This window comes from Micromonospora craniellae (assembly GCF_014764405.1).
GTDB classification, from domain to species: Bacteria; Actinomycetota; Actinomycetes; order Mycobacteriales; family Micromonosporaceae; genus Micromonospora; species Micromonospora craniellae.
The window spans coordinates 6387950-6413186 of record NZ_CP061725.1; the positions used below are offsets into that span (position 1 = coordinate 6387950).

Here is a 25237-nt window from a genome sequence, read left to right on the forward strand (position 1 = left end):
CGGGTGGCCTGCGGTCGTCCCTCGGGCTGCGGGATCGCGACGTCTGCACGGAGGTCTCCAGTCTGGCGGCTATGCGATCCCGCAGCCCTTCCGATTGAGGCAACAAGGGAGTACGAATGCGAGTCGATTCAGCGATCGCCCCTGGCACGTCAGCGCACTGGGTGCCGTACGACAATGGGTAGCGAGTTGTTGCCGATCGGCCGGCGGGTGGCGTACTGGCGGGGGCGGCGGCGGATGTCTCAGCAGGTGCTCGCCGATCGGTTGGGCAAGTCGAAGAGTTGGGTCGACAAGGTCGAACGTGGCGTCCGATCACTGGACAAGGTATCCACGATCGCAGAGGTTGCCGCAGTGCTCCGGATCGACCAGGCCACCCTGCTCGGTCGGGACCGTCAGCGCTCCGCTGTCGACGTCCGAGCAGACGGTGTGGAGCGGATCCGGGCGGCACTGTCGACGTACGACATGACCCTCGGTCGTCGGGCGGCGGCCCGGGATGCCCCCTCGGTAGCTCACGTAGCCCGCAGCATCGGGCATGCGTGGACCACCTACCAGCACGCGCGGTATCCGCAGTTGATCAGTGGGCTGCCGGAGCTGGTGGTCGGGGCGCAGCGCTGCTACACCCTCGATCCGGGAGCGGGGCGGGTGGCACTGGTGGAGGCGTACCGGGTGACGGCCGCTCTGCTCGTCAAACTCGGTGAAGGCGAGCTGGGCTGGCTGGCCGTCGACCGCGCGATGACCATCGCCACGGACGACGCGGAGTTGGTCGCCGCTGCGGCGGTGCAGCTAGGACAGGTGCTACGTGCCACCGGTCGGGCGGGCTCGGCGGTGTCGGCCATGCGGACAGCGGCGTACCGCATCGTCCAGGCCGACCTCGACGGCGACCAGCCGGCGCACCTGTCGCTCTGCGGCACGCTGCTCGTGCAGGCCGCCCTCGCCGCAGCTCGGCAGGGGGACGAGCGCGCCACGGCGAGCCTGCTCGACGAGGCCGCCGACCTGGGTGGCCGGGTGGGCGACGGCCACGACCACCACCGCACCGCCTTCGGGCCCACAGCAGTCGCCGTGGCGCGGGCGGTGGCGGCGCTGGAGTCGGGCGACGCCGGTGAGGCAGCCGCCTTGCACCAGGAGGTCGTACGCCGTGACGGCTGGCGGTGGCTGCCCACCGAGCATCGTGCCGCGTACCTGCTCGACGCCGCCCGCGCTCATCTCCAGGGCGACGACCCGACCCGCGCCGCCCGGATCCTGCTTGAGGCCGATCAGACCGCGCCTTCCGAGGTACGGCACCGGCCCTCCGCCCGAGACCTGCTGAACCAGATGATCCGACACCCGGACGCCCCGATGCCGATCATTCAGCTCGCCACCACCCTCGCGGTGGGTCGAGCATGACCGCGCCGTTCCTGTCCCTGGCCCAGATCCTCAACCGACTCGCCATCACTGCCCGGCAGCCACCGTCGCCCGCGACATCCTCGACACGATCAGGCAGATGCGCTGGCGTGATCGCGGTGACGCATCTGGTCGTCAGACGACCTCGCGCAGGTAGCCGTCGATCGAGGCGGTCAGCACCTCCTCGCCGGGACGTGCCCACACCTGCGCGTTGAAGACCTCCACCTCGATTGGGCCGGTGTAGCCGGCCGCGTCCACCGCCTCGCGCAGCCGGCGCAACTCGATGCAGCCGTCGCCGGGCAGCGCCCGCCCCAGCAGCACGCCCTCGGGCAGCGGGGTGATCCAGTCGCAGACCTGGAACGAGGCGATCCACTCCCCCGCGCGCGTGATCTGGTCGTAGACGGTGTCGTCCCACCACACGTGGTACGCGTCGACCACCACGCCGACCACGCTCGGGTCGAACCGTTCGGCGATGTCGAGGGCCTGGCCGAGGGTGGCGATGACGCAGCGGTCGGCGGCGAACATCGGGTGCAGCGGCTCGATGGCGAGCGTCATCCCGGCGGAGTCGGCGTACGGGGCCAGTTCGGCGATGGCGTCGGCCACCCGGGCGCGGGCCCCGTCGATGTCCTTGCTGCCCGGCGGCAGGCCGCCGGAGACCAGCACCAGCACCGGCGCACCGAGGGTGGCGGCCTCGTCGACGGCGCGCCGGTTCTCGTCCCACCAGTCGTCGGCGGTGAAGAACCCGCCCCGGCACAGCGTGGTGACCGCAAGGCCGGCGTCGCGGACCAGCTTGGCGGCGCGGTCCAGCCCGTACTCGGCGACCGGCTCACGCCACAGGCCGACGCCGGGAACTCCGGTGGCGACACATCCGGCCACCACGTCGGGCAGGGCCCAGTGCTTGGCGGTGGCCTGGTTGAACGAGAAACGGGCCAGCTCCGCCCGCTCCCCGGTCACTGGGCCACCCCGGCCACGGTGAAGAAGGCCCGCGCCCGGGCGGCGGCCAGCTCGGCGTCGGGCAACAGACCGGCGGCGTCGGCCAGGGTGAGCAGGGTGGCCAGGTGCTCCGGTGACCGGCCGGACTGCAGGCCACCGACCATGGTGAAGTGGTCCTGGTGGCCGGTCAACCAGGCGAGGAAGACGATCCCGGTCTTGTAATACCAGGTCGGGGCCGCGAACAGGTGCCGGGCCAGCGGCACGGTCGGCGCGAAGATCTCGTCGTACGCGGTCAGGTCGCCCCGGTCGAGGGCGGCGAACGCGGCCGACGCGGCCGGGGCGATCGCCGCGAAGACGCCCAGCAGCGCGTCGGAGTATCCGACCTCGTCGCCCCGGATCAGCTCCGGGTAGTGGAAGTCGTCGCCGGTGTAGAGGCGTACGCCGGCCGGCAGTCGGCGGCGCAACGCCACCTCGCGTCCGGCGTCGAGCAACGACACCTTGATCCCGTCTACCCGGGCGGCGTGCGTCTTCAGCAGCTCCACCACGGTGTCGGCGGCCAGGTCCAGGTCGGTCGAGCCCCAGTAGCCGGTCAACGCCGGGTCGAACATCGGGCCGAGCCAGTGCAGCACCACCGGCCGGTCGGCGGCGGTCAGCAGATCGTCGTACACCCGCAGGTAGTCTTCGGGGCTCCGGGCGGCGGCGGCCAGGTGGCGGCTGCACATCAGCACCGGCACCGCCCCGGCGGCCTGCACGTCGTCGAGCTGCTCGCGGAAGGCGGCGGTGACCTCGGCGAGGGAGACCGGGCCGGCCGGTAGCTGGTCGGTGGCGACCCCGGCGACGATCCGCCCGTCGGCCGCCCGGGCCTCCGCCGCGCTGCGCCGGATCAGTTCCCGGGTGGCCGGGTAGTCCAGGCCCATGCCGCGCTGCGCGGTGTCCATCGCCTCGGCCACCCCCAGGCCGTACGACCAGAGGTGGCGACGGAAGGCGAGGGTGCTCTCCCAGTCGACGGCGGCCGGCGTACCCGGGGTGTTGTCGGCCTGCGGGTCGGCCACCACGTGCGCGGCGGCGTACGCGATCCGGCGGCGCGGCGGGCCGTCGGGCCTGGGGTGTCCGGCACCGCCGGCCAGCCGCAGTCGCCGGCCACCGGGCAGGTTGACCTCGGCGCTCACAGCGACAGCTCCGGAATCTCGACGCGGCGGCCCTCGCGGGCCGACACCAGACCCAGCTCGGCCAGTTGCACGCCGCGCGCCCCGGCCAGGAAGTCCCACGGGAACGGCTCGTCCGCCACGACGTGCCGCAGGAACGCCTCCCACTGCACCTTGAAGCCGTTGTCGAAGTCCTCGTTGTCCGGGACCTCCGTCCACTGCGCGCGGAAGTCGTCGGTGGCCGGCAGATCGGGGTTCCACACCGGCTTCGGGGTGACGGCCCGGTGCTGCACCCGGCAGCGGCGCAGGCCGGCCACGGCGCTGCCCTGCGTGCCGTCGACCTGGAACTCGACCAGTTCGTCGCGGTGCACCCGGACGCACCAGGAGGAGTTGAGCTGGGCGATCACGCCGCCGGCCAGCTCGAACACGGCGTACGCGGCGTCGTCGGCGGTGGCCGGGTAGGTGCGACCGGCCTCGTCGACGCGCTGCGGGATGTGCGTGGCGATGGTGGCGGAGACGCTGCGTACCTCGCCGAACAGCTCCGCCAGCACGTAGTGCCAGTGCGGGAACATGTCGACCACGATGCCGCCGCCGTCCTCGGACCGGTAGTTCCAGGACGGGCGCTGGGCGGGCTGCCAGTCGCCCTCGAAGACCCAGTAGCCGAAGTCGCCGCGCACCGACAGCACCTGGCCGAAGAAGCCGCCGTCGAGCAGCCGCTTGAGCTTGCGCAGCCCGGGCAGGAATAGTTTGTCCTGCACCACGCCGGTGCGGATGCCGGCGGCGTTCGCGGCACGGGCCAGGTCCAGGGCGGCGGCGGTGTCCTCGGCCAGGGGCTTCTCGGTGTAGATGTGCTTGCCGGCCTCGATGGCCTGCCGGATCGCCTTCTCCCGCTGCTGGGTGACCTGCGCGTCGAAGTAGATCTCGACGTCGTCGCGGGCCAGCGCGGCGGTCAGGTCGGTGGTCCAGTCGGTGAGGCCGTGCCGGTCGGCGATCTCCCGCAGCTTGGTCTCGCTGCGGCCGACCAGCACGAGATGCGGCACGACGGTGGCGCCGTCGGGCAGCCGCACGCCGCCGGACTCGCGGATGGCCAGCAGGGAGCGCACCAGATGCTGCCGGTATCCCATCCGGCCGGTGACGCCGTTCACGATGATGCCGATCGACCTGCGGGTCATGGGGGTCCTTCCGTCACACACGCCTAGGTAAGCGCTTTCCTGCGTAGCCTAGGCCGCGGCGCCGCGCCGAGGCAAGCGCTCTCCCGACCGGGATGATTCCGATCACCGCCATCCGCCGGCCGCTGCCACGGCATCGGGCGCTCCACGCCGATCAGGGCTGTGACCAGCTGCGTGAGCTGCCTGAACGCCCCCCCGGTGAACAACCCTGACTGCGGTACGGTGACGCTGGCCGCCGGGCGCGCGGCCGGCGCGATCTCAAGGGGGCGGTACGTGGCGACTCTGTCCGATGTGGCCCGGCGGGCCGGCGTCTCGCCCGCCACCGCCTCTCGGGTGATCAACGGCAGCAGCAAGCCGGTCACCGACGAGTTGCGGGAACGGGTGCTTCAGGCCGTCGCCGAGTTGCAGTACGTGCCCAACGCCCACGCCCAACTGCTCGCCCGCTCGCATCGGGGCGCCGTCGGCGTCATCGTGCACGACGTCTCCGACCCGTACTTCTCGGAGATCACGCGGGGCCTGCAACGGGTCGCCACCGCCCAGGGGCGGCTGCTGATGATCTGCAACAGCTACCGCGACCCGGGACGCGAGCTGGAGTACGTCGAGCTGCTGCGCGGGCACCAGGTGGCCGCCATCATCCTGGCCGGCTCCGGCTACCACGACGCGGAGTTCACCCGCCTGCTCAACGGAAAGCTGGCCGCGTACGAGGCGACCGGCGGGCGGGTCGCGGTGATCGGCCGGCACGAACACTCCGGCGACGCGGTGATGCCCGACAACCGCAGCGGCGCCCGGCTGCTCGGGCAGGAGCTGTGCCGGCTGGGCCACGAACGGATCGGGGTGGTGGCCGGTCCCCAGGTGTTGACCACCACCACCGACCGGTTGACCGGGCTGCGCGAGGGGCTCACCGCGCACGGCCGGGACCTCCCGGAACACCGCATCCGGTACGCCGAGTTCGACCGCGACGGTGGTGCCGCCGCCACCGCCGCCCTGCTCGACGCCGAACCGGAACTGACCGCGATCGCGGCGCTCAACGACTCGATGGCGATCGGCGCGCTGGCGCTGCTGCGCTCGCGCGGACTGGCGGTGCCCGACCGGGTCAGCGTCGTCGGCTTCGACGACATGCCGATGGCCCGGGACGTCACCCCGACGCTGACCACGATCCGGCTGCCGCTGGTCGAGATGGGCGCCCGCGCGATGGCGCTGGCCCTGGACCCGGGCGCGGACCGCCCCCGGGTGGAGTCCCTCGCCGCCGAGCTGGTCAGCCGGGACAGTTCCGGCCCGCCCCCGGCCTGACCGGACGCCTAGCCTGGTCCGGTGCCGCCGAAGCGGCCCAGCGGGTTGGGCAGGGCGCCGACGAGTTGCAGAGCGGCCGACGGGTCGGACAGGTCGACCATCTGCTGGTTGTCGCGCAGTTGCAGCCGGTTGAGGCAGGACAGCGCGAACTCCGGGGCGAACAGGTCGTAGCGGGCCAGCCGGTCGGCCAGGTGCGGCACCTGGTCGGCGTACTCGGTGGCGCAGTCGGCGACGGCCCGCCAGAACGTCTCCTCGTCGACGACGCCCTGCGCGACGAGGGTGGCGCTGAGGAAGCGGAAGAAGCAGTCGAAGACGTCGGTGAAGATGGAGAGCAGCTTCATGTCCTCCGGGATGTCGGCCCGGACCCGCTCCACGGCCGCCGGCAGCTCCGCCTCGGCGCTCATCACCACGATCTCCTCGGCGATGTCCTTGAAGATCACCCGTTCGACCGCGCCGTCCCGCAGCACCATGATGACGTTCTCGCCGTGCGGCATGAACGCCAGGTCGTAGGCGTAGAAGGCGTGCAACAGCGGGGTCAGGTAGGCGTTCAGATAGCGACGCAGCCACTCGGTCGGGGCCAGCTTCGAGGCGGCGACGAGTTCGGCGGCGAACGAGCGGCCGTCGGCGTCGACGTGCAGCAGCGACGCCATGGTGGCCAGCCGTTCGCCGGGGGCCAGGCCGGGCACCGGGCTCTCCCGCCAGAGCGCGGCCAGCATCTTGCGGTACGGCGAGTAGCGGTCGGTGGCCGCCTCGTACTGCCGGTGCCGGTAGCCGACGGCGGCCCGCTCCCGCAGGAGCGTCAGGCCGGTGGCGCCGAACACCGCGTCACCGGCGACCAGCTCGGCTAGCCAGTCGTTGATCGCCGGGGTGGCCTCCATGTACGCGGCCGACAGCCCCCGCATGAAGCCCATGTTCAGCACCGACAGGGCGGTCTTGACGTAGTGCTGCTGCGGTGCGCTGACGTTGAAGAAGGTCCGGATGGACTGCTGGGCGAGGTATTCGTCCGGCCCCTCGCCGAGGTGCACCAGGCGGCGGCGGGCCACCTCACCGGCGAAGGTCACCGACAGCTTGTGCCACCACTGCCACGGGTGCACCGGCATGAGCAGGTAGTCGTCCAGGTCCAGACCGAGCTCACGCATCGTCGCGGCGAACCGGTCAAGGGTCGCCTCGCCCAGTTCCGCCCGCAGGAAGCTCGGGTACTCCAGGTCGGCGGCGCAGGTGAAGGCGGCGTGGTCGCGGTGCGCGGCCACCCAGACGAGCCGTACCGGGTGGGCGGCCTCCGGGGCGTATCGGTGGTACTCGTCGACACCGAAGCCGAGCCGGCCGTTGTTGGCCACGAAGCACGGATGGCCCTCGGTCATCGACGTCTCGATCACCTGGAAGTCGGCCTCGACCAGCTCGGCCGAGGTCGGCAGCGCGCGGTCCAGCTTGTACGCGGCACCGGCCAGGGTGGAGGTGATCTCCTCCAGGTAGACCGGCAGGATCCGGTCGGCGAGCCCGAGCGCGTCGCGCAGTTCCAGGCAGAGGTCGACGGCGTCCAGCGGCAACGACTCGTCGCCCCGATGCCGGGTGATGCTCTCCGGGTCGATGTCCCAGTGCTCCAACGCCAGTACCCTCGCCGCGAAGCGGTAGCGGACCGCGCCGGAGTCGCCGGTCACCGCGTACCACCGGCGGCCGTCGGCGTCGGCGGGCCCGGCAGTCGGGTCGACCGGTTCGGGGGTCAGCAGCCGCTCGTGGGTGAACTCCGCGAGGGCCTTGCGCACCAGCAGCCGGTTGACCCGCTCCCAGGTCTGCGGCCGGAGATGGGCCACCGGTGACGCGGTCGGCGGGGCGGGGGTGGTCACGATGATGCTCCTTCGCTACGCGTCGCGGCGACGAACCGCTCCCGGGTGCAGATGCTCAACAGGGCCGTCTTCTCCGGCTTGGCGATCGGGCCGACCGCCTCGAACCCGACCGCCGCGTTGAGCGCGTGCACGGCGGTGTTGCGCACGTCCGGCTCGACCACGACCCGACGGGTGGCGGGGTCGGTGAAGAGCCAGGCCATCACGGTGGTGATCACGGCGGTGGTGAAGCCGTGCACGGGGGTGTCGGTGGGCGCGCAGAGGAAGTGCATGCCCACGTCACCGGGCTGCGCGTCGTGCAGGCCGACCAGCTCCACCCGGGCCGGGTCGTACCGTTCGGCGAGGAACGCCGGTGTGTCACGCCACAGCCCGAGGTAGGCGTCGTGGTGCGGGTGGGCGGCGAGGGCGCCGTACTCGGCCGCGACCCGGTCGAGGTCGGCGTCCTGCATCATCCAGAAGGCCGCCTTGGGGTGGGTGACCCAGCGGTGCAGCAGGGGTGCGTCGGCGGCCACGTCGAGCGTGCGCAGGGCGAACTCGCCCAGCCCCGGATCGTGGCGGGTGAACACCACCTCGGTCACGAGGGCACCCCGAACTCCTGGAACGTGATCGACTTTTCTATCGGGTACGGCTCCCGGCCGAGCAGCTCCCGGATGATCCAGGCGTTGCGGTACGGACCCATCCCGAGGTCGGGCGAGGTGATGCTGTGCGTGTGCGTACCGCCGTTCTGGAGGAAGACGCCGCGCCCGGTGTGGTCGATGCTGTAGTTGCGGGCGACGTCGAGCCGACCGTGCCCGTCGAAGCGCAGCCGGTCGCGGATCGGGTCCAGGTACGCCGGCACCCGGAAGTGGTAGCCGGTGGCCAGCACCAGTCCCTCGGTCTCCAGGGTGCAGTTCCGTTCCTGCTCGACGTGGCGCAGCGCGAGCGTGTGCACCCCGGCGGCCTCGTCGTAGGTGACCTCGGTCAGCTCGGTGTTGGTCAGCAGGCGGGTGTTCACCGGACCGTGCACGCTGGTGGCGTAGAGCAGGTCGAAGATGCCGTCGATCAGGTCGGCCGAGATCCCCTTGAACAGGCCCTTCTGCTCGGCCTCCAGCCGGTAGCGGGTCGCCTCGGGCAGGGCGTGGAAGTAGTCCACGTAGTCCGGTGAGGTCATCTCCAAAGTGAGCTTGGTGTACTCCAGCGGGAAGAACCGGGGTGAGCGGGTCACCCAGTTCAGCCGGTAGCCGTGGGTGTGTATGTCGCCGAGCAGGTCATGGTAGATCTCGGCGGCGCTCTGTCCACTGCCGACCACGGTGATGCTCCGCTTGGCCCGCAACGCGTCCCGGTTCTCCAGGTAACGCGAGTTGTGCACCGCGTCGGAGGTCAGCCCGGCGCAGGCGGGGGGCAGGTGCGGCGGGGTGCCGGTGCCGAGCACCACGTGCCGGGCCCGATGCGTGACGGTGCCGCCGTCGACGGTGGCGCTCACCACGTACCTGTCATCGGCCGGGTCGTACTCGACGGCGGTCACCTGGTGGCCGAAGCGCAGGTTGGACAGCTTCCCGGCGGCCCACCGGCAGTACGCGTCGTACTCCACCCGCAGCGGGTAGAAGTTCTCCCGGATGTAGAAGGGGTAGAGCCGGCCGATCTCCTTGAGATAGCTGAGGAAGGTGTACGACGAGGTGGGGTCGGCCAGGGTCACCAGGTCGGCCAGGAACGGGGTCTGCAGGCGGGACGACTCCAGCAGCATCCCGGGGTGCCAGGACACGTCGTCGCGGGCCTCCAGGAACAACCCGTCGAGGTCGGCTATCGGCGCGGTCAGGCAGGCCAGGCCGAGGTTGTACGGGCCGAGGCCGATCCCGATGAAGTCGTAGCTGGACATCCGGCCCTCTTTCTCCGGTGGCGTGGTCAGCCGACCGGGCAGGTCAGGTCAACGGCGGGCGTGCCGGCGTGGGTGTGCACGTACCGGCCGGCGTGCTCGGCGATCAGGTCCAGCACGTACCCGACATCCTCGCGCGTGGTGCGCGGATTGAGAACGGTGAACTTGAGGTACTGCCGACCGTCCACCCTGGTTCCGGCGACGATCGCCAGGCCGGAGGCGGCCAGCGCCTCCCGGGCCCGCAGGTTGGCCGCGTCGGCCAAATCCCGGCCCGGGCCGGTGGGCCGCCAGCGGAACACCACCGTGCTCAGCGGCGAGCGGGTCAGCACCTCGAAGCGGGGGTCGGCGGCGACCAGGTCCCAGGCGTCGTCGGCCCGGTCGCAGACCTCGTCGAACAGCTCGCCGACCGCGTCCGGGCCCATCACGCGCAGGGTGAGCCAGAGCTTGAGGGCGTCGAAGCGGCGCGTGGTCTGCATGCTCTTGTCGACCTGGTTGGGGATGCGCTGGGCGACCATCCGGGCCGGGTTGAGGTAGTCCGCGTGCCAGGTCACGTGCCGCAGCGTCCGCCCGTCGCGGACCAGCACGGCGCTGGAGCTGACCGGCTGGAAGAACGACTTGTGGTAATCGACGGTCACCGAGTCGGCCCGCTCGACGCCGTCGAGCAGGTGCCGACGGGTGGGCGAGACCAGCAGTCCGCAGCCGTACGCGGCGTCGACGTGCAGCCACACCCCGGCGGTGGCGCACACCTCGGCGATCTCGTCGAGCGGGTCGATGGTGCCGAAGTCGGTGGTGCCGGCGGTGGCGACGACCGCCATCACCGGCAGTCCGTCGCGACGGCAGCGGGCGATCTCGTAGCGTACCGCGCCGGACCGCATCCGCCGGTCCGGGCCGGTCTCCACCAGCACGATCGCGTCCGGGGCCAGGCCGAGCAGCTTGGCCGCTTTCTGCACGCTGAAGTGGCCGGCCGCGGAGGCGATGATCCGCAGCCGGGGCAGCAGGATGCGCCGGTCGGCCGGGGTGGCCCCGGCCAGGGCCTCCTCCCGGGCCAGCAGCAGCGCGTGCAGGTTGGACTGGGTGCCGCCGCTGGTGAACACCCCGTCGGCGGTCGGACCGAACCCGATCCGGGTGGCCGTCCAGTCGATCAGCCGGCGTTCGATGAGGGTGCCGCCGGCGCTCTGGTCCCAGGTGTCCATCGAGGAGTTGACCGCGCTGAGCACCGCCTCGCCGAGCAGCGCCGGGATGACCACCGGGCAGTTCAGGTGGGCCAGGTAGCGGGGGTGGTGGAAGTAGACCGCGTCGCGCAGGTAGACCTCCTCCAGCTCGTCCAGCGCGGCGGTGGCGTCACCCAACGGGCGGTCCAGGTCGACCGCGCCGACCAGCGGCGCCAACTCGTCCGGGCGTACGCCGGTGCAGGGTCCGGTCGCCTCGGTCACCCGCCGGGCCACCCGGTCGACGCCGGCGGCCACGGCACGCCGGTAGTCCTCGACTGTGCCCTCGTGGAGCAGGTGGGACCGGGCTGTGGTGGGCCCGGGTGTCGGCCGGGTCGGCGTTGCCTCGGCGGTGTGCACCGGCAGGGTCATGGACGTCCTCCACGCTCGGCGGTTCGGTTGTCGGGCAGCCGGAAGCCGCCGCTCGCACGGGAGCGGCGGGTGCTGCGGTCTCGGCGGGTGGTGGGAGGGGCGGACCGGCGGGGTGACGCGCGGATCGCCCGGAGGCGTCAGGTGAGCTTTCTCGCACCCGGGGGTGCCGGGGCGGAGGTCGTCTGGAGGCCGGAATACGGTGCACGCGAAGCGAGGTCGGCCTACGCTCCGGCGCGCCGGAGTCCGAAAGTGATCAGCGTGTCGTCTCCGCCACGACCGGCGGGCACGGCGACCGCGACGGCAGGGTCGACGGCGACCGGGCCCCGGCGCACGGCACGGCGAGTGGAGACGGGATCAGGCATCACGTCGTCTTTCGATCAGGGTCGAGGGGACCTTGGACAACGCGGTTAGGCTAACCTAACTTAACCCCCTGTCAAGTCCCGATCCGCGTTTCGCGCCACACTGGAGCTCGCACTGTCCGTTATCGAGTCACCACCCCACGAGACGGCGAACCGCCGCCCCGCCCGGCAGCTTCGGTCATCGTCGGCCGGCACCCGCCCGACTGCCGGCGAGTCGCGAACCGGTCCCCCACCGCCGGCCCCCGCCGGCCCGCTGCGTACCGGTACGGTTACACCGTGAACGAGCGGACGGCTGCCGGATCATCCGCACACAGTGGACGGCGCTACCGGGACCGCCACGGCATCCCGCACCTGCGCGCCGACGACCCGGGCTCACTGGCATACGCGCAGGGCCTGGTCACCGCGCTGGACCGGGCCTGGCAGATCGAGGTGGAACGACACCGCTCGCAGGGCGCCAGCGCCGCCTTCCTCGGGCTGGACGCGCTGGCCTGGGACCGGTTCGCGCGGCAGGTCCGGCTCGCCGACACCGCGCAGCGCTGCTACGCGGCGCTCGACCCGGCGACCGCCGAGTGGGTGGGCCGCTACGTCGACGGCGTCAACAGCGGTCTCGCCGCAGGCGCGGCGCGGGCCCCCGAGTTCGCCGCCACCGGCCTGTCCCCCGGCACCTGGCAGCCGTGGACACCGCTGGCCGTCTGGCTCGGCCACCACGTGCTCTTCGCCGGGCTGCCCACCAAGCTCTGGCGCGAACACGTGGCGCGGCGGCTCGGTGCGGCGGCGGCCGGCCTGTTCGCCGTCGACGGGCAGGTGACCTCCGGCAGCAACGGCTGGCTGGTCACCGGGGACCGCACCGCCACCGGCGCGCCCCTGATCGCCGGCGACCCGCACCGGTTCATCGAGGCGCCCGGCATCTACCAGCAGATCCGCCTGGCCTGCCCGGAGTACGACGTGCTGGGGTTCGCCGTGCCCGGCGTGCCGGGCCTGCCGCACTTCGGGCACGCCGGTGCGGTGGCCTGGGCCATCACCAACGCGATGTCCGACTACCAGGACCTGTACGCCGAGCGGCTGCGCCGCCGGGGCGACGCGGTCGAGGCGTACGGGCCGGACGGGTGGCGGCCGGCGTACCAGCAGGTCGAGACCATCGAGGTGGCCGGCGCCGACCCGGTCGAGGTCGAGGTGATCGAGACCGAGCGGGGGCCGGTGGTCTCCGGCGGCCCCGACGACGACCCGGAGCTGACCGTCAGCCTGCGTCAACCGGCCCGGGTCGCCGGTGACCTCGGCTTCGCCGTGCTGCCCGCGCTGCTGCGCGCCCGTACCGTCGACGACCTGGACGCCGCCCTGGACGGTTGGGTCGAGCCGGTCAACGTGGTGCTCGCCGCCGACACCGCCGGTGGGCTGCTGCACCGGGTCGCCGGCCGGGTGCCGCGACGGCACCCGGACAACGGGCTGCGGGTGGTGCCCGGCTGGTCGGCGGAGCACACCTGGCAGGGCTGGCACGACACCCCGGAGTCCCCGGTCGACGGGATCGCGGTGATGGCCAACGAGCGCGGCATCTCCGCCGAACTCGGGGTGGAGTTCGCCCCGCCGTACCGCGCCGACCGGATCCGCGCGCTGCTCACCGCCGGCACCGGCTGGCGCGCGGCGCAGATGGCCGCCGTACACGCCGACACCCACCTGGGCGCGGCCGAGCCGCTGCTCACCGTGCTCGCCGGCCTGGACGGGCTGAGCGCCGACGCCGACGCGCTGCGGACCCGCCTGCTGGCCTGGGACCGCCGGATGGCGGCCGACAGCGTCGACGCGGCGGCTTTCGCCGACCTGCGCGCGGCGGTGGCGCGGCGGCTCGCCGCCCACCCGACGCTGGCCGTGCTGGCCGAGCCGCCCGCCCACCCCGAGGTGTTCCAGCCCTGGCTGGCGCTGGTGCCCCGGGTCGGGTACGCGGTGGCCCCACTGCTGCACGCCGACCTGCCCGGCGTGGACCGGGACGCGCTGGTGCGGGCGGCGGCCGAGGAGGTCGCCGCGACCGGCGACACCCGCCGGTGGGGCGAACGGCACCGCCTCCTGCCCTGGCAGGCGCTGCCCGACCCGGCCGCCCCGCCCGGGCCGGAGCTGCACGGCGACAGCGACTGTGTGCTGGCCACCTCCAGCGTGCCCGGGGTCACCGACCTGTGCCTGCGCGGGCCGACCGCCCGCTACGTGTGGGACCTGGCCCGGCGCGAGGACAGCCGGTGGGTGGTGCCGCTCGGCGCCACCGGTGCCGGCCCGCACCGCGACGACCAGCTCCCGCTCTGGCTGCGGGGCGAGCTGGTCGAGGTGACCTGCGACTGGGACCACCTCACCGAGGAGCACGATGACTGATCCGCACCACCACCAGCGGCACGTCCCCGGTTTCGGCACGATCACCTTCCGGCCGGTCGACCCGGAGGCCGACGCGGACGTGATCCACGGCTGGGTCAGCCAGGACCGGGCCCGCTTCTGGGGGATGCGCGACGCCGACCGGGACCGGGTCGTGGAGGTCTACCGGTACGTCGACTCGCTGCCCACCCACCACGCGTACCTGACCCTGCGCGACGGGGAGCCGGTGGCGCTGTTCCAGGGCTACCAGCCGGAACACGACCCGGTCGGCGAGTGCTACCCGGTACGCCCCGGCGACTACGGCGGCCACCTGCTGATCGGCACACCGGTACGCCCCGAGCGGGGCTTCACCGGCGCCCTGCTCGCCGAGTTCGTCGCGTTCGTCTTCACCGACCCCACCCGGCGGCGGCTGATCATGGAGCCGGACGCCCGCAACGACAAGGCGATCGCCCGGCTGCGGCGGGCCGGTTTCGTCGAGGGCCCACTGATCGACCTGCCGCACAAGCAGGCCCGCCTGATGTTCCTCGACCGCCCCACCTGATCCGGGCGACGGGCAGATGTGTGCATGTGCTCAAGGCTCACCGGCCCGGCCCGGCGACGGCTGGTGACGGAGCCGGACGCCTCCACGACAACTCGACCACACGCTCGCGCCAGGCGGCCGGCGGAACGTGTCATGAATTCGCGCCCCGTGAACCTGGGCGGCAGATCAGGGAACGATCACCACGCTGGCAGCGCTCCGACAGGGCGTAGCGGGTGAGCACCACGTCCCCGATCTGGCGTGCTTCCATCACCCGGGCCCGCCGCCCCGGGTGCCAGGGGAACCGGCCGTCGCCGACGAACCGGGGTGCCCGCCGGTCCCCCACGAAGAACGGCGCCACCACCAGGTGCAGTTCGTCGGCGAGCCCGGCGGCGAGGAACTGGCCGTGCACCACCGCGCCGCCCTCCACCAGGAGCCGCTGTATCCCCCGGTCGGCGAGGTCGGCCAGGGCCCGCGACAGGTCGACCGGGTCACCGGCGTCGACGACAGTGGCCAGGTCACCGAGGCGGTGCCGGGTCTTCTCCAACGCGCCGCTGGCACTGTAGACGATCCGGTCGGTGTCGCCGACGGTGAAGAACCGGGCGGTCGGGTCCAGGTCGCCGCAGCCGGTCAGGGTCACCCGGGTCGGGGACTCCGGCAGGCCACGGGCCACCCGCTCGGCCCGGCGCCGGTCACAGCGGACCAGCAACCGGGGATCGTCCCGGCGGACCGTACCGGCGCCGACCAGGATCGCGTCACAGTCGGCACGGACCGCGTCGACGCGGTCGAGGTCCGCGTCGTTGGAGAGCAGGAGCCGCTCCTCGGTGGCGTCGTCGATGTAGCCGTCGATCGAGGTCGCGCAGCTGAGCAGCACGTACGGGCGCTGCGCCGTCGCCGGGCCGGTCACCGGACGAAGGGAAGATCGACGGTACGGGCGGCGCGGCTGGCCTTGGCCGCGAGGTAGTCGGCGTTGGCCGGGGAGAGGAAGACACCGGTGGGCACCTGCTCGGTGACCGTCACCCCGAGGCGCCCCAACTGCTCGGTCTTCTCCGGGTTGTTGCTGAGCACCGCGATCGGCCCGACGCCGAGCGCGGCGAGCATCTGCGCGGCCGCCGTGTAGTCGCGCTCGTCCTCGGAGTGCCCCAGCGCCACGTTGGCCTCGTAGGTGTCCAGCCCGCCGTCCTGCAACGCGTACGCGTCGAGCTTGGCGTACAGGCCGATGCCCCGGCCCTCCTGCCGCAGGTAGAGCAGGTACCCACCGATCTCGGCGATCCGTTGCACCGCCTCCCGCAACTGGGGGCCGCAGTCGCAACGCTGGCTGCCGAAGACGTCACCGGTGAGGCACTCGCTGTGCGGGCGGACCAGCGGCACTGCCCCACCCTGCTCGGCGTCGCCGAGCGCGAACGCGAGATGTTCCCGACCGTCGACCAGGCCGTCGAAAGTGAACAGCCGAGCGGTGGTGGCGTAGCCGTCGGGGAACCGCAGCGGCACGGTGACCTGCGTCCGGATGGTGGCGAGAGGCAGTGAGTCGGACATGGGTCTCCTCGTCATACGGTGGCGGGTACACGAACACGTCGAGCCAGCAGCACGGCCGCCCCGGGCAGGCTCGCGACGAGCACGAGAGCTCCGTACACGGTCGCGGCAGCCACCCCCTCGGCGGCGGTCAGGCCGGCGGCGGCGAACGCCCACGCGGCCACCCCCTCGCGCGGGCCGAAACCGGCGACGTTGGCCGGTACCGCCATCGCGAGCAGGGCAAGCAGGGTCAGCGGCAGCAGCAGGGTCAGCGGCGCGGTGGAGCCCGCCGTCCGCGCCGCCACCAGAAACGTCGCCAGGTGTCCGCCGACCGCGAGCGCGGAGGCGAGCAGCACACCCAACCAGGTGCGCCGGCCCAGCAGGCCGTGGCGCACGTCGGAGACGGCCGTACCGATCGCGCGGGTGATCCGGGTGGCACCCGAGCGCGGCAGCACCCGGGCCGTCAGCACCACGCCGGCCAGCACCGCGACCGTCACCGCGGTCGCCACCGGCAGGTACGGCCGCACCGGGGAGGGGAACACGAACAGCAGCACCACCGCGACCGCGACCAACACCACCTGACCGGCGACGCGCTCCCAGACCACCGCCCGGATGCCGCGTCCCACGTCACCGACGTCGCGGCCGTGGCGTACCGCCCGGTGCACGTCGCCGAGGATCCCGCCGGGCAGGGTGGCGTTCAGGAACACCGCCCGGTAGCAGTGCGCGACCGCCTCGCGCAGCGGCAGCCCGACGCCGAGACCACCGGCGACCAGGCTCCACCGCCAGGCGACACAGACCGTGGTGAACAGGCCGATGGCCAGCGCGGCACCCAACGCGGGTGCGTCGATCAGCCGCAGCCCGGCCAGGAACGGTCCCGTTCCCAGCCAGCACAGCAGCCCGACGAGCACGGCGAGCCCCAGCGCCAGTCGCGCCCAACCCCAGAACGACCGACCCGCCGGGGCGGCCGTGGACACGGCGCCACCAGCTTCATCCCCCACGCGTGCCTCCCCGGCATGGCGATCTTCCCTGACTGTACGCACGTAGCCGGCCGGCCAGCGGTTCAATGGCACAGCGCAAGCAGGTCAACGTGATCGACCTGTACCCCGAGACGACCGGTTCCAGCCTCTTCCCGCCGCCGACGCTCGTACTCGGCGGTGCGGTCGGTCAGCTCGGGACGCTGCTCGCGGGCGGCGCCCAGCCAGCCGGTGAGCCACTGCTCGGCCAGGTCGGCCTGCTCCGGCCCGAGTCGCCACGGGCTGGGCTGCACCCGTACCGGCACCCCGTGCCGGGCGAAGGCGGCGGTGCACGCCTCGACGGCGTCCGGGCCGAGCAACCTCCGACCCTCGACGGCCCGCCGCTGATGGGCGTTGAACGCCGCTGCGACCTCGTCGTCCAGCGGGTCGGACGGGGTCAGCCGCACCCCGCCGGTCACCGAGATCAGGAACAGCGTCCGGGTACCGGCCCCGACGCAGGCCGCCACGATATGGTCGATTTCCTCTGCGGTCAGCATGTCGAGCAGCGCCGACGCGGTGACCAGGGTGACGCCGGCCAGGTCGGCGGCGGTCAGCCGGGTCAGGTCCCCCGCCTGGGCACGTACCGTCACCGCGCTGCCGTCGGCGGCGGTCGTGGGCATCCCGGCGCAGGCCCGGGCCAGCAGGTCCGGATCCTGGTCGTGGAGCACCCAGTGCTGGGGGCCGGGCAGCAGCGGGGCCAGCCAGCGGCCCAGCGATCCGGTGCCGGCGCCGAGGTCGTGCACGACGAACGGGCCGTCGGTCAACGTGGCCCGGACCGCGTCGACCAACTCCGTCGAGCGGGCCGCCACGTCGGCGGGTTCGCGCAGCGAGAGCCACTGCGCGAAGTCCGGCGGAAGTGTGATGCTCATGCCACCACCCTGCACCGATGCTGATTCACTCGCTGACGCATGACGCCAATGCCTCCTTGAGGGCGGTGGTGATCCGGGTGGTGGTGGTCGTCCAGTCGTCAAGGGTGTCCCGGCGACGCAGGGCGGCCTCGCGCAGACGCGCCCGCAGACGCGCGTCGTCCAGCCAGTGCCGCAGTGCCTCGGCCAGCGCCTGCGGGTCCTCGGACGGCACCAGCAGGCCCGGCCGTACGCCGTCGGGGGCGTGGCCGAGGGCGTCGGGCAGCCCACCGACGGCCGAGGCGAGCACCGGCACGCCTCGGGCCAGCGCTTCGGTGACCACCATCCCGTACGTCTCGCCCCGAGACGGGTGGACCAGCAGGTCGGCGGCGTGATAGGCGGCGGCGAGCCGGTCGCCGGTGAGCGGGCCGGTGAGCCGTACCCGGTCGGCGAGACGGTGTGCGGCGAGCCGCGCCCGCAGCCGGTCGACGAAGGGCGGGTCCCGGTGCAGCGGTCCGGCGCAGGTCAGCGTCCAGTTCTGGTCGGCGACCGCCGTGAGGGCCTCGACCAGCACGTCGTGGCCCTTGTGCGCGGCGACGGCCGCGACGCAGAGCAGCGCCGAGCCGCCCGGCGAGCCGGGTGCGGATGGGGCCGGGTCGGCCCCGGGCGCGGCCACGTGCACCCGGTCGGCGGGCAACGCGTACCGGTGCAGCAGCCGGTCGCGCGTCCAGGCGCTGGTGGCGACGACGGCGGTGGCCGCCGCCAGCGCCCGGGCCTCGGCGTCGTCGTCGCGGGGCAGGTGCACCAGCGGGACCAGGCGCAGCCGCCCGGCGTGTGCCGTGAGAGCGTCCGGGACCACCGAGGCGACGAGGCCGTCGACGAGCACCGGCGCACCATCGGGCAGCCCGGCCAGCACCTCGGCCAGCGCGGCGTGCTCGGCCGGGGACGGCTGCGGCCAGCCCCCGGGCACGGCGTACTCGCGGACCGACCAGCCGGCGGCGGCCAGACCAGCGCAGATCCGCCGGTCGTAGCCGTTGCCGCCGCTGGGTGCTGCCGGGTCGTCGATGTCGCCGGGCAGGACCACGTGCACGGTCGGCACGTGAGTGTCGCCCGGCGCGATCACGTGCGGGGCGGGCACGTCAGGCGGCGCCGCCGGGCAGTGACCGCTCGTAGGCGGCCCACGCCACGTGCGACTCGTGCAGGGTGACGACGATCCCGGTCAGACCGTGCGCGCCCGGGCCGAGGGCACCGGCGGCCACCCGGTCGGCGAGCCGGTCGGCGATGGTCCTGGCCAGCACCTCGGTGGTGGTGTTCGTGCCCGCGAAGGCGGGCTCGTCGTCGAGGTTGCGGTAGTTCAGCTCGCCGAGCACGGCCTTGAGCTGGTCGGTGGCCAGTCCGATGTCGACCACGATGCCGTCGGCGTCGAGATCGGGCCGGCGGAAGGTGGCGTCGACCACGAACGTCGCGCCGTGCAGCCGCTGGGCGGGGCCGAAGACCTCACCCCGGAAACTGTGGGCGACCATGATGTGGTCCCGGACGGTCACGCTGAACACGGATCACTCCCCGTCGTAGGTGATGAGGTGACAGAGCGCGGGCAGGCTGCCCGTACTCAGGCGGTGCAGGACATCGGGCAGTTCCGCGAACGGTGACCGCCCGGTGATCAACGTGTCGAACGCCGGGTCGGCGAGCAGGTCGAGCGCCAGGGCCATCCGGTCGGCGTAGCTGCGACTGCCGCGCCGGGCGGGGGCGACCGTGCCGACCTGGCTGCTGCGGACGGTGAGTCGTCCCGAGTGGAACGCGCCGCCGAGGGAGAGCTGCACCTGGCGGTCGCCGTACCAGCTCAGTTCGAGCACGGTGCCCTCGGGTGCGAGCAGGTCCAGGCCGCGTTGCAGTCCGGCGGCGGTGGCGCTGGCGTGCACCACGAGGTCGCGTCCCCCGGTGGCGGTCTCCGGCATGGCGAAGTCCACGCCGAGCGCGGCGGCCACCTCGGCCCGGGTCGGATCGGTGTCGACCAGTTCCACCCGCACTCCGGGGAAGCGGGCCAGCAGGGCGGTCACCGCGCAACCGACCATGCCACCGCCGATGACGGTGACCTTGTCGCCGACCAGCGGAGGCGCGTCCCACAGCGCGTTGGCCGCGGTCTCCACCGTGCCGGCCAGCACCGCGCGGGCCGCCGGCACGTCCTCCGGTACGACGGTCACCGCGTCAGCCGGCACCACGTACGCGCTCTGGTGCGGGTGCAGGCAGAACACCGTCCGCCCGCGCAGTCGCTCCGGCCCCTGCTCCACCGTCCCGACGCTCAGGTAGCCGTACTTGACCGGGGCCGGGAAGTCGCCCTCCTGGAACGGAGCGCGCATGGTGGCGTACTGACTGTCGGGTACCGCGCCGGTGTAGACGAGCGTCTCGGTGCCCCGGCTCACACCCGAGAAAAGGGCCCGGACCAGCACCTCCTCGGGGCCCGGCGCCGGCAGCGTCACCGAGCGGATCTCACCCTGGCCTGGCACCCTGAGCCAGAAGGCGCGAGCCGTTCGGGTCACCGAGTTCTCCTTTGCCTAGGTCCGGACCGAACCGATCCGTGATGTTTTCCGTACATCTCTGACAGGGTCGTCGATCATAAACACGGAGGCACGGTGTCCACAGTTCGAACCGGTCCACAAATCGGGCTGATCGTTCAGATCGTCTTGCTGGCGGGGCTCGCCGCGACCGTCGGTCTCGGGGCCGTCGGCTGGGTGGCCGGGCTGACGTACGGCGCAGTGACCTGCGTGGTTCTCGTACGCGGCCTGCGGCGATCCGGTTCGGACCGGCTCGGACCGGCCGACTGGGTGACCATGGGCCGGGGGCTGCTGGTCGGCGGCGTGACCGCGCTGATCGCCGACGCGCTGATCGCCGGCCGCCCGGCGCCGATGCTGGTGCTGGTCACGATGACCGTGGTGGCGCTGGCACTGGACGCCGTCGACGGCAAGGTGGCCCGACGCACCCGCACGGTCAGCGCGCTCGGCGCCCGGTTCGACATGGAGGTCGACTCGTTCCTGGTGCTGATGCTGAGCTTCTACGTCGCCCCGTCGGTCGGGGTCTGGGTGCTCGCCATCGGCCTGATGCGGTACGCCTTCCTGGCCGCGAGCTGGGCACTGCCCTGGATGGACCGGCAACTGCCGCACCGGTACTGGCGTAAGGTGGTCGCCGCGGTCCAGGGGATCATGCTCGCGGTCGCCGCGTCCCAGGTGCTGCCGGGGCCGTTGACCATCCTCGTGCTGGTCGCGGCGCTCGGCATGCTGGTCGAGTCGTTCGGGCGGGACGTCGGGTGGCTGTGGCGGCGACGCGCGCCTCGGATCGTGCCCGCGGTGGTGGTCCTGCCGGCGCCGGTCGTCGCCCGCCGGGTCGATCGGATCGAGGACCGCGACATGCCACCCGCGCCCGTCCTGTCGCTGCGCTGACCCGGGAGAAGCAGTTGTCGATCTCCGACCCGGCCCCCACGCCGGGCACCGACCAGGCCCGCACCATCGAGCCAGCCGAGCGATCGGACCACACACCAGCGGCCCCGAACGAACCGCAGGCCACCGCCGACCCCGAACCGGTCGACGGGCCGGCAGCGGCGCCCAGCCGGCGGCGGGCGGTGCTGGCCCGGGTGGTGACCGTGCTGGCCGCCGCGCTGGTGCTGGCAACGCTGACGCTGCCCAACCGGCCGTGGCAACTGGAGCCGGGCACGTTCCTGCGGCTCCCGCTGGAGGCGCTGCTGCTGGCCGCACTGCTGCTGGCGCTGCCCGGCCGCCCCCGCCGGATCGTGGCCGCCGTCTCCGGTGTGCTGCTCGGTCTCGTCGCCATGGTGAAGGTCGGTGACCTGGGCTTCTATTCGTCGCTGGGTCGCCCCTTCGACCTGGTGCTGGACTGGTCGCTGCTCGGCCCGGCGTTCGCGTTCGTGGCCGAGTCGATCGGTCGGCCGGGTGCCATCGCGATCGCCGCCGGGGTCGGACTGCTGCTGCTGGGCATCCCCGTGCTGACCGCGCTGTCCACGGTCCGGCTGTCCGGGGTGCTGGCCCGCAACCGCACCGGTACCACCCGGGCCGTCGCGTCGCTGGTGGTGGTCTGGGTGGTCCTCGCCGCCTTCGGGGCCCGGATCGTGCCGGGCGTGTACGTGGCCGACACCAACGCGACCACCCTGGTCCAGGACCACGCAGTCGAGGTGCACGCCCGGCTGCACGACCGGAGGGCGTTCACCAACGAGATCAACGTGGACCCGTTCCGCGACGTGCCCGGCGACCAGTTGCTGACCGGGTTGCGCGGCAAGGACGTGCTGCTCACCTTCGTGGAGAGCTACGGCCGGGACGCGGTCGCCGACCCCGAGTTCGCCTCGATCCAGCGGGTGCTCGACGAGGGAGCCGAGCGCCTGTCGGCGGCCGGCTTCACCTCCCGCAGCGGCTTCCTCACCTCGCCGACCATCGGCGGGGCGAGCTGGCTGGCGCACGCCACCCTGCTCTCCGGGCTCTGGATCGACAACAACCAGCGACACCGCAACCTGCTCGCCACCGACCGGTTCACCCTGGGTGACGCGTTCCAGCGCGCGCAGTGGCGTACGGTCGGGGTGATGCCGGCGGTCAACCAGGCCTGGCCGGAGGGAGCGTTCTACGGGTACGAGCAGTTCTACGGCGGGCCGGACCTCGGCTACCAGGGCCCGAGGTTCGCCTTCGCCCCGATGCCCGACCAGTTCGCCATCCACACGTTCCACCAGCGGGAGTTGGCCGCCCCCCGGGACCGCCCGGTGATGGCCGAGTTGGCGCTGGTCTCCAGCCACTCCCCCTGGACCAAGGTGCCGTCGGTGGTGGACTGGGACGACATCGACGACGGCGAGGTGTTCCAACGGGGCATCATCGGCACCCCGGCCGCGCAGGCCCGCACCGGTTACCGGCACTCGATCAACTACACGCTGCGTACCCTCATCTCCTACCTGGAGCGGTACGGCACCGACGACACGGTGATGGTCATCGTCGGCGACCACCAGCCGGCGCCGGTGGTGACCGGGGAGAACCCCAGCCCCGACGTGCCGATCCACATCGTGGCCAAGGACCCGGCGGTGTTCGCGCAGATCGAGGACTGGAACTGGCAGGAGGGCCTGACCTCAGGCGCCGATGCCCCGGTCTGGCGGATGGACACCTTCCGCGACCGGTTCCTGACCGCCTTCGGCCCCGGCAACTCCCGCGCCCAGGCGCAGGGCCGCTGACCTGCCCGCGTTCCCGCACCGGCCGCTGACGACCGGGGCGGGAGCGCGACTCAGCCGGGTTTGCGGGCGACCAGGACGTCGCGGACGATCGCCTGGTCGACCCGGTGGGACAGCGCCCGCCAGGGGCCCTCGTCGAGCACGTCGAGGCCGGCTGCGGCCAGCCGCTCGGCGGCGGCCTCCCGCCGGGCCACGTTGGTGTTCCAGGAGATGCCGAGGGCACCGCCGGGGCGCAGCAGCCGCGCCCAGCCCGGCACGGCGGCGGTGAGCAGCGCGAGCGGGTCGCGGGCCAGCCCGGTCTCGGCGGTACGGCTGCCATGCTGCACGCCGTACGGGGCGTCGGCCACCACCACGTCGACAGTCTCCGGGCGGAAGAACTCGCCGACCCGGGTGGTGTCGGCGTTGACCACGTCCACGGTCTGCACGTCGCCGGCCTTCTGCGCCTCCTTCGAGGCGGCCACCTCCACCCGCAGCCGCCGGCCGACCACCTTGCGTTCCCGGCGTACCGGACCGGACTCCAGCACCCGGTGCTTGACCCGCTTGCGCTTGAGCCAGGTGCTGAGGAACGTCTGGTAAGCCTCGAAGTCCTTGCTGTCGCGGTCCAGGCCGGCGGCGTCGAAGCCGTACATCATCGCCTGGTTGACGCCTGTACCTCGGCCGCAGAGCGGGTCGAGCACCCGGAACCGCCGGGTGAGCAGGTCGTCGGCCCAGGCCGAGGCGAGCAGAGTGACGTTGAGCAGCAGCTTGGTGAACTGCTCGTTGGTCTTTCCCGGGTACTTCTGGATGGTGACCAGGTCGTCGTCGAAGCGGTCCAGCCGACTCGACGGCACCGGGCGCAGCAGGTCCCCGACGAACGCGAAGAACGCGTACGCACTGGACAGGTTACCCAGCAGCGCGACGTCCCGCTCGCTCAGCCCGCCCTTGACCTCGAACGTGACGTACGGGACCCCGCCCACGGCGACCGTCTCCACCGCCCCGAGCCGTCCACCGAGCACGCTGCCGCCGAAGATCTCCAACTCGGCCCGCGTCAACTCCACCGCCGCCCCCGAGTACACCCGGTTACTCGAAGGCAGGATCAACACCCCATACCGCTCCACAACCAGGCACTATCCCACGCCCCCGCCCAGCCGGCGCCGCCCCGGGTCCCCCTACGCGATCATGGAGTTGTGGTACCACGGACGCCGCACCTCGCGGCCTTCCGGGCACCACAACTCCATGATCACGGGACTCGTCAGACGGGGAGGCCGCCGACCTGGGTGTTGATCCAGGAGCGGATGGAGGGGAGGTCACCGTAGATGGAGGGGGCAGTGGCGCAGGTGGAACTGTTGTTGCCGGCCCGGCTGGTCGCGCCGATCACCTGCCACACGCCGTTGACCCGGCGCACCTGCGGGCCACCCGAGTCGCCGTAGCAGGCGCCGGCGTTGCCGTTGGTGTTGTTGGTGCAGATCTCGTACGGACCGTTGATGCCGCTGCACCGGCTGTCGGCCACGATCGAGGTGTCCAACTCGTTCGCCACCACTGGCGCGGGGCCGCAGCCACGGGGTGCGCAGGTCTGGCCCCAGCCGATGATGCGGGTGGCGGTGCCGACGGCGCCGGAGGTGGTCGGGATCCGGGCCGGTGCGTAGCTGACCGAGCTGGCGAGCTGGAACAGCTTGACGTCGATGGTGGGGTGGTTGACGGCCCGGCTCACGCCGACCACGACGCCACCGCTGCTGCGGTTGACGCTGCCCACCCGCACCGACGACGGGGTCGGGCAGTGCTTGGCGGTGACCACCCAGTTGGCCTTGATCAGGGTGGCGGTGCAGCCGGAGGTGTAGACCAGCCACGGGTAGTTCTCGGTGGCCGGCCGACCACCGACCACGAAGGTGCCGAAGTCCGTGTCCTCGGTCCGGAGTTCGCCGGCCGGGCCGGCGTCGTGGTCGGCGGGTCGGGCGGCGGAGGCACCGGCGGTGGCCACCTGCACACCGGTCGCCGCCAGCACCGCCGCCAGCGCGACGGTGGCCGCACGCAGCAGTTGTCGTCGGATCATCAGGCACTCCCCTGCGGACTGCGCGGCGCGCCGATACGCCGCAATCGATACTCGTGAATGCTAGTGGCCATCCACCGTGCGATGTCATCACGAAAGCGTCATACCGCCCGAGAGCTGTTACTCGGGTGTTACGTAAGAGCGAAGGCGCGGTGGCACATCGTCACGACCGTGGACGCGAGGTCACGCCCGCGCCCCATGCGGTGCCGGGTGGACG

General features: G+C 72.7%; 22 protein-coding genes. 6 read left to right on the top strand and 16 right to left on the bottom strand.

The annotated features are described in order from the left end of the window. Nucleotides 1-174 precede the first annotated feature (174 nt). A complete protein-coding gene (locus ID554_RS29095; protein WP_117227671.1) occupies nt 175-1380 on the top strand; it encodes a helix-turn-helix domain-containing protein in 1206 nt (401 codons plus the stop codon). A gap of 132 nt (nt 1381-1512) precedes the next feature. On the opposite strand, the gene ID554_RS29100 is transcribed toward ID554_RS29095, so the two are convergent. The 3 genes from ID554_RS29100 to ID554_RS29110 are packed head-to-tail and all read right to left on the bottom strand — an operon-like array spanning nt 1513 to nt 4627. Further along, nucleotides 1513-2331, bottom strand: a complete 819-nt coding sequence (locus ID554_RS29100) for a sugar phosphate isomerase/epimerase family protein (protein WP_117227672.1) — start codon at nt 2329-2331, stop codon at nt 1513-1515. Then, a complete protein-coding gene (locus ID554_RS29105; protein WP_117227673.1) occupies nt 2328-3479 on the bottom strand; it encodes a dihydrodipicolinate synthase family protein in 1152 nt (383 codons plus the stop codon). The genes ID554_RS29100 and ID554_RS29105 overlap by 4 nt, the downstream gene beginning before the upstream one ends. Next, nucleotides 3476-4627, bottom strand: a complete 1152-nt coding sequence (locus ID554_RS29110; protein WP_117227674.1) for a Gfo/Idh/MocA family protein — start codon at nt 4625-4627, stop codon at nt 3476-3478. Before ID554_RS29110 ends, ID554_RS29105 begins: the two co-directional genes overlap by 4 nt. A gap of 270 nt (nt 4628-4897) precedes the next feature. Between ID554_RS29110 and ID554_RS29115 the strand changes: the two genes are divergently transcribed. Next, nucleotides 4898-5914 carry a LacI family DNA-binding transcriptional regulator gene (locus ID554_RS29115; protein WP_117227748.1) on the top strand — a complete coding sequence of 339 codons (1017 nt, stop codon included), beginning with the start codon at nt 4898-4900 and terminating at the stop codon, nt 5912-5914. 8 nt (nt 5915-5922) lie between these two features. Here the strand turns inward: ID554_RS29115 and ID554_RS29120 are convergent, their stop codons facing one another. The 4 genes from ID554_RS29120 to ID554_RS29135 are packed head-to-tail and all read right to left on the bottom strand — an operon-like array spanning nt 5923 to nt 11187. After that, nucleotides 5923-7758 (bottom strand): IucA/IucC family protein, encoded by a 1836-nt coding sequence (locus ID554_RS29120; RefSeq protein WP_317985204.1) that lies wholly within the window; start codon nt 7756-7758, stop codon nt 5923-5925. Beyond that, nucleotides 7755-8324 (bottom strand): GNAT family N-acetyltransferase, encoded by a 570-nt coding sequence (locus ID554_RS29125; RefSeq protein ID WP_199489172.1) that lies wholly within the window; start codon nt 8322-8324, stop codon nt 7755-7757. Before ID554_RS29125 ends, ID554_RS29120 begins: the two co-directional genes overlap by 4 nt. A 5-nt stretch (nt 8325-8329) precedes the next feature. Continuing rightward, complete coding sequence (locus ID554_RS29130) at nt 8330-9610, bottom strand: lysine N(6)-hydroxylase/L-ornithine N(5)-oxygenase family protein (RefSeq protein ID WP_117227676.1); 1281 nt, start codon at nt 9608-9610, stop codon at nt 8330-8332. A gap of 26 nt (nt 9611-9636) precedes the next feature. Next, entirely contained in the window at nt 9637-11187 is a 1551-nt protein-coding gene (locus ID554_RS29135) for a pyridoxal phosphate-dependent decarboxylase family protein (protein ID WP_117227677.1), read from the bottom strand. A 635-nt stretch (nt 11188-11822) separates the two neighbouring features. On the opposite strand from ID554_RS29135, the gene ID554_RS29140 reads away from it, so the two are divergent. Both ID554_RS29140 and ID554_RS29145 read left to right on the top strand, forming a co-directional pair. Further along, a complete protein-coding gene (locus ID554_RS29140) occupies nt 11823-13898 on the top strand; it encodes a penicillin acylase family protein (protein ID WP_117227678.1) in 2076 nt (691 codons plus the stop codon). Then, nucleotides 13891-14436, top strand: coding sequence for a GNAT family N-acetyltransferase (locus tag ID554_RS29145; RefSeq protein ID WP_117227679.1), 546 nt, complete (start codon nt 13891-13893; stop codon nt 14434-14436). Before ID554_RS29140 ends, ID554_RS29145 begins: the two co-directional genes overlap by 8 nt. Before the next feature lie 130 nt (nt 14437-14566). On the opposite strand, the gene ID554_RS29150 is transcribed toward ID554_RS29145, so the two are convergent. The 7 genes from ID554_RS29150 to ID554_RS29180 all read right to left on the bottom strand — a co-directional run bounded on the left by ID554_RS29150 (nt 14567) and on the right by ID554_RS29180 (nt 20319). After that, the gene (locus ID554_RS29150; protein WP_117227680.1) at nt 14567-15319 is read right to left on the bottom strand and encodes a RibD family protein; all 753 of its coding nucleotides are present in this window, start codon (nt 15317-15319) and stop codon (nt 14567-14569) included. After that, entirely contained in the window at nt 15316-15948 is a 633-nt protein-coding gene (locus ID554_RS29155; protein WP_117227681.1) for a GTP cyclohydrolase II, read from the bottom strand. The genes ID554_RS29150 and ID554_RS29155 overlap by 4 nt, the downstream gene beginning before the upstream one ends. An 11-nt stretch (nt 15949-15959) precedes the next feature. Beyond that, nucleotides 15960-16898 (bottom strand): lysylphosphatidylglycerol synthase transmembrane domain-containing protein, encoded by a 939-nt coding sequence (locus ID554_RS29160; RefSeq protein WP_223884719.1) that lies wholly within the window; start codon nt 16896-16898, stop codon nt 15960-15962. Nucleotides 16899-16984: 86 nt separating this feature from the next. Then, nucleotides 16985-17806, bottom strand: coding sequence for a class I SAM-dependent methyltransferase (locus ID554_RS29165; RefSeq protein ID WP_117227683.1), 822 nt, complete (start codon nt 17804-17806; stop codon nt 16985-16987). A 25-nt stretch (nt 17807-17831) separates the two neighbouring features. Beyond that, the gene (locus ID554_RS29170; protein WP_117227750.1) at nt 17832-18881 is read right to left on the bottom strand and encodes a glycosyltransferase family 4 protein; all 1050 of its coding nucleotides are present in this window, start codon (nt 18879-18881) and stop codon (nt 17832-17834) included. A gap of 40 nt (nt 18882-18921) precedes the next feature. Next, nucleotides 18922-19335 carry a 6-pyruvoyl trahydropterin synthase family protein gene (locus ID554_RS29175; protein WP_117227684.1) on the bottom strand — a complete coding sequence of 138 codons (414 nt, stop codon included), beginning with the start codon at nt 19333-19335 and terminating at the stop codon, nt 18922-18924. Between the two features lie 3 nt (nt 19336-19338). Then, on the bottom strand, nt 19339-20319 hold the full coding sequence (locus ID554_RS29180) for a zinc-dependent alcohol dehydrogenase (protein WP_117227685.1): 981 nt from the start codon (nt 20317-20319) through the stop codon (nt 19339-19341). A gap of 93 nt (nt 20320-20412) precedes the next feature. Between ID554_RS29180 and ID554_RS29185 the strand changes: the two genes are divergently transcribed. Continuing rightward, on the top strand, nt 20413-21216 hold the full coding sequence (locus tag ID554_RS29185; RefSeq protein ID WP_117227686.1) for a CDP-alcohol phosphatidyltransferase family protein: 804 nt from the start codon (nt 20413-20415) through the stop codon (nt 21214-21216). A gap of 14 nt (nt 21217-21230) precedes the next feature. Continuing rightward, on the top strand, nt 21231-22997 hold the full coding sequence (locus ID554_RS29190; protein WP_117227687.1) for a sulfatase-like hydrolase/transferase: 1767 nt from the start codon (nt 21231-21233) through the stop codon (nt 22995-22997). Between the two features lie 50 nt (nt 22998-23047). On the opposite strand, the gene ID554_RS29195 is transcribed toward ID554_RS29190, so the two are convergent. Together ID554_RS29195 and ID554_RS29200 are read right to left on the bottom strand one after the other, a co-directional pair. Beyond that, complete coding sequence (locus tag ID554_RS29195) at nt 23048-24076, bottom strand: TRM11 family SAM-dependent methyltransferase (RefSeq protein WP_223884327.1); 1029 nt, start codon at nt 24074-24076, stop codon at nt 23048-23050. A gap of 149 nt (nt 24077-24225) precedes the next feature. Beyond that, nucleotides 24226-25023, bottom strand: a complete 798-nt coding sequence (locus tag ID554_RS29200) for a S1 family peptidase (protein ID WP_117227689.1) — start codon at nt 25021-25023, stop codon at nt 24226-24228. Nucleotides 25024-25237 lie beyond the last annotated feature (214 nt).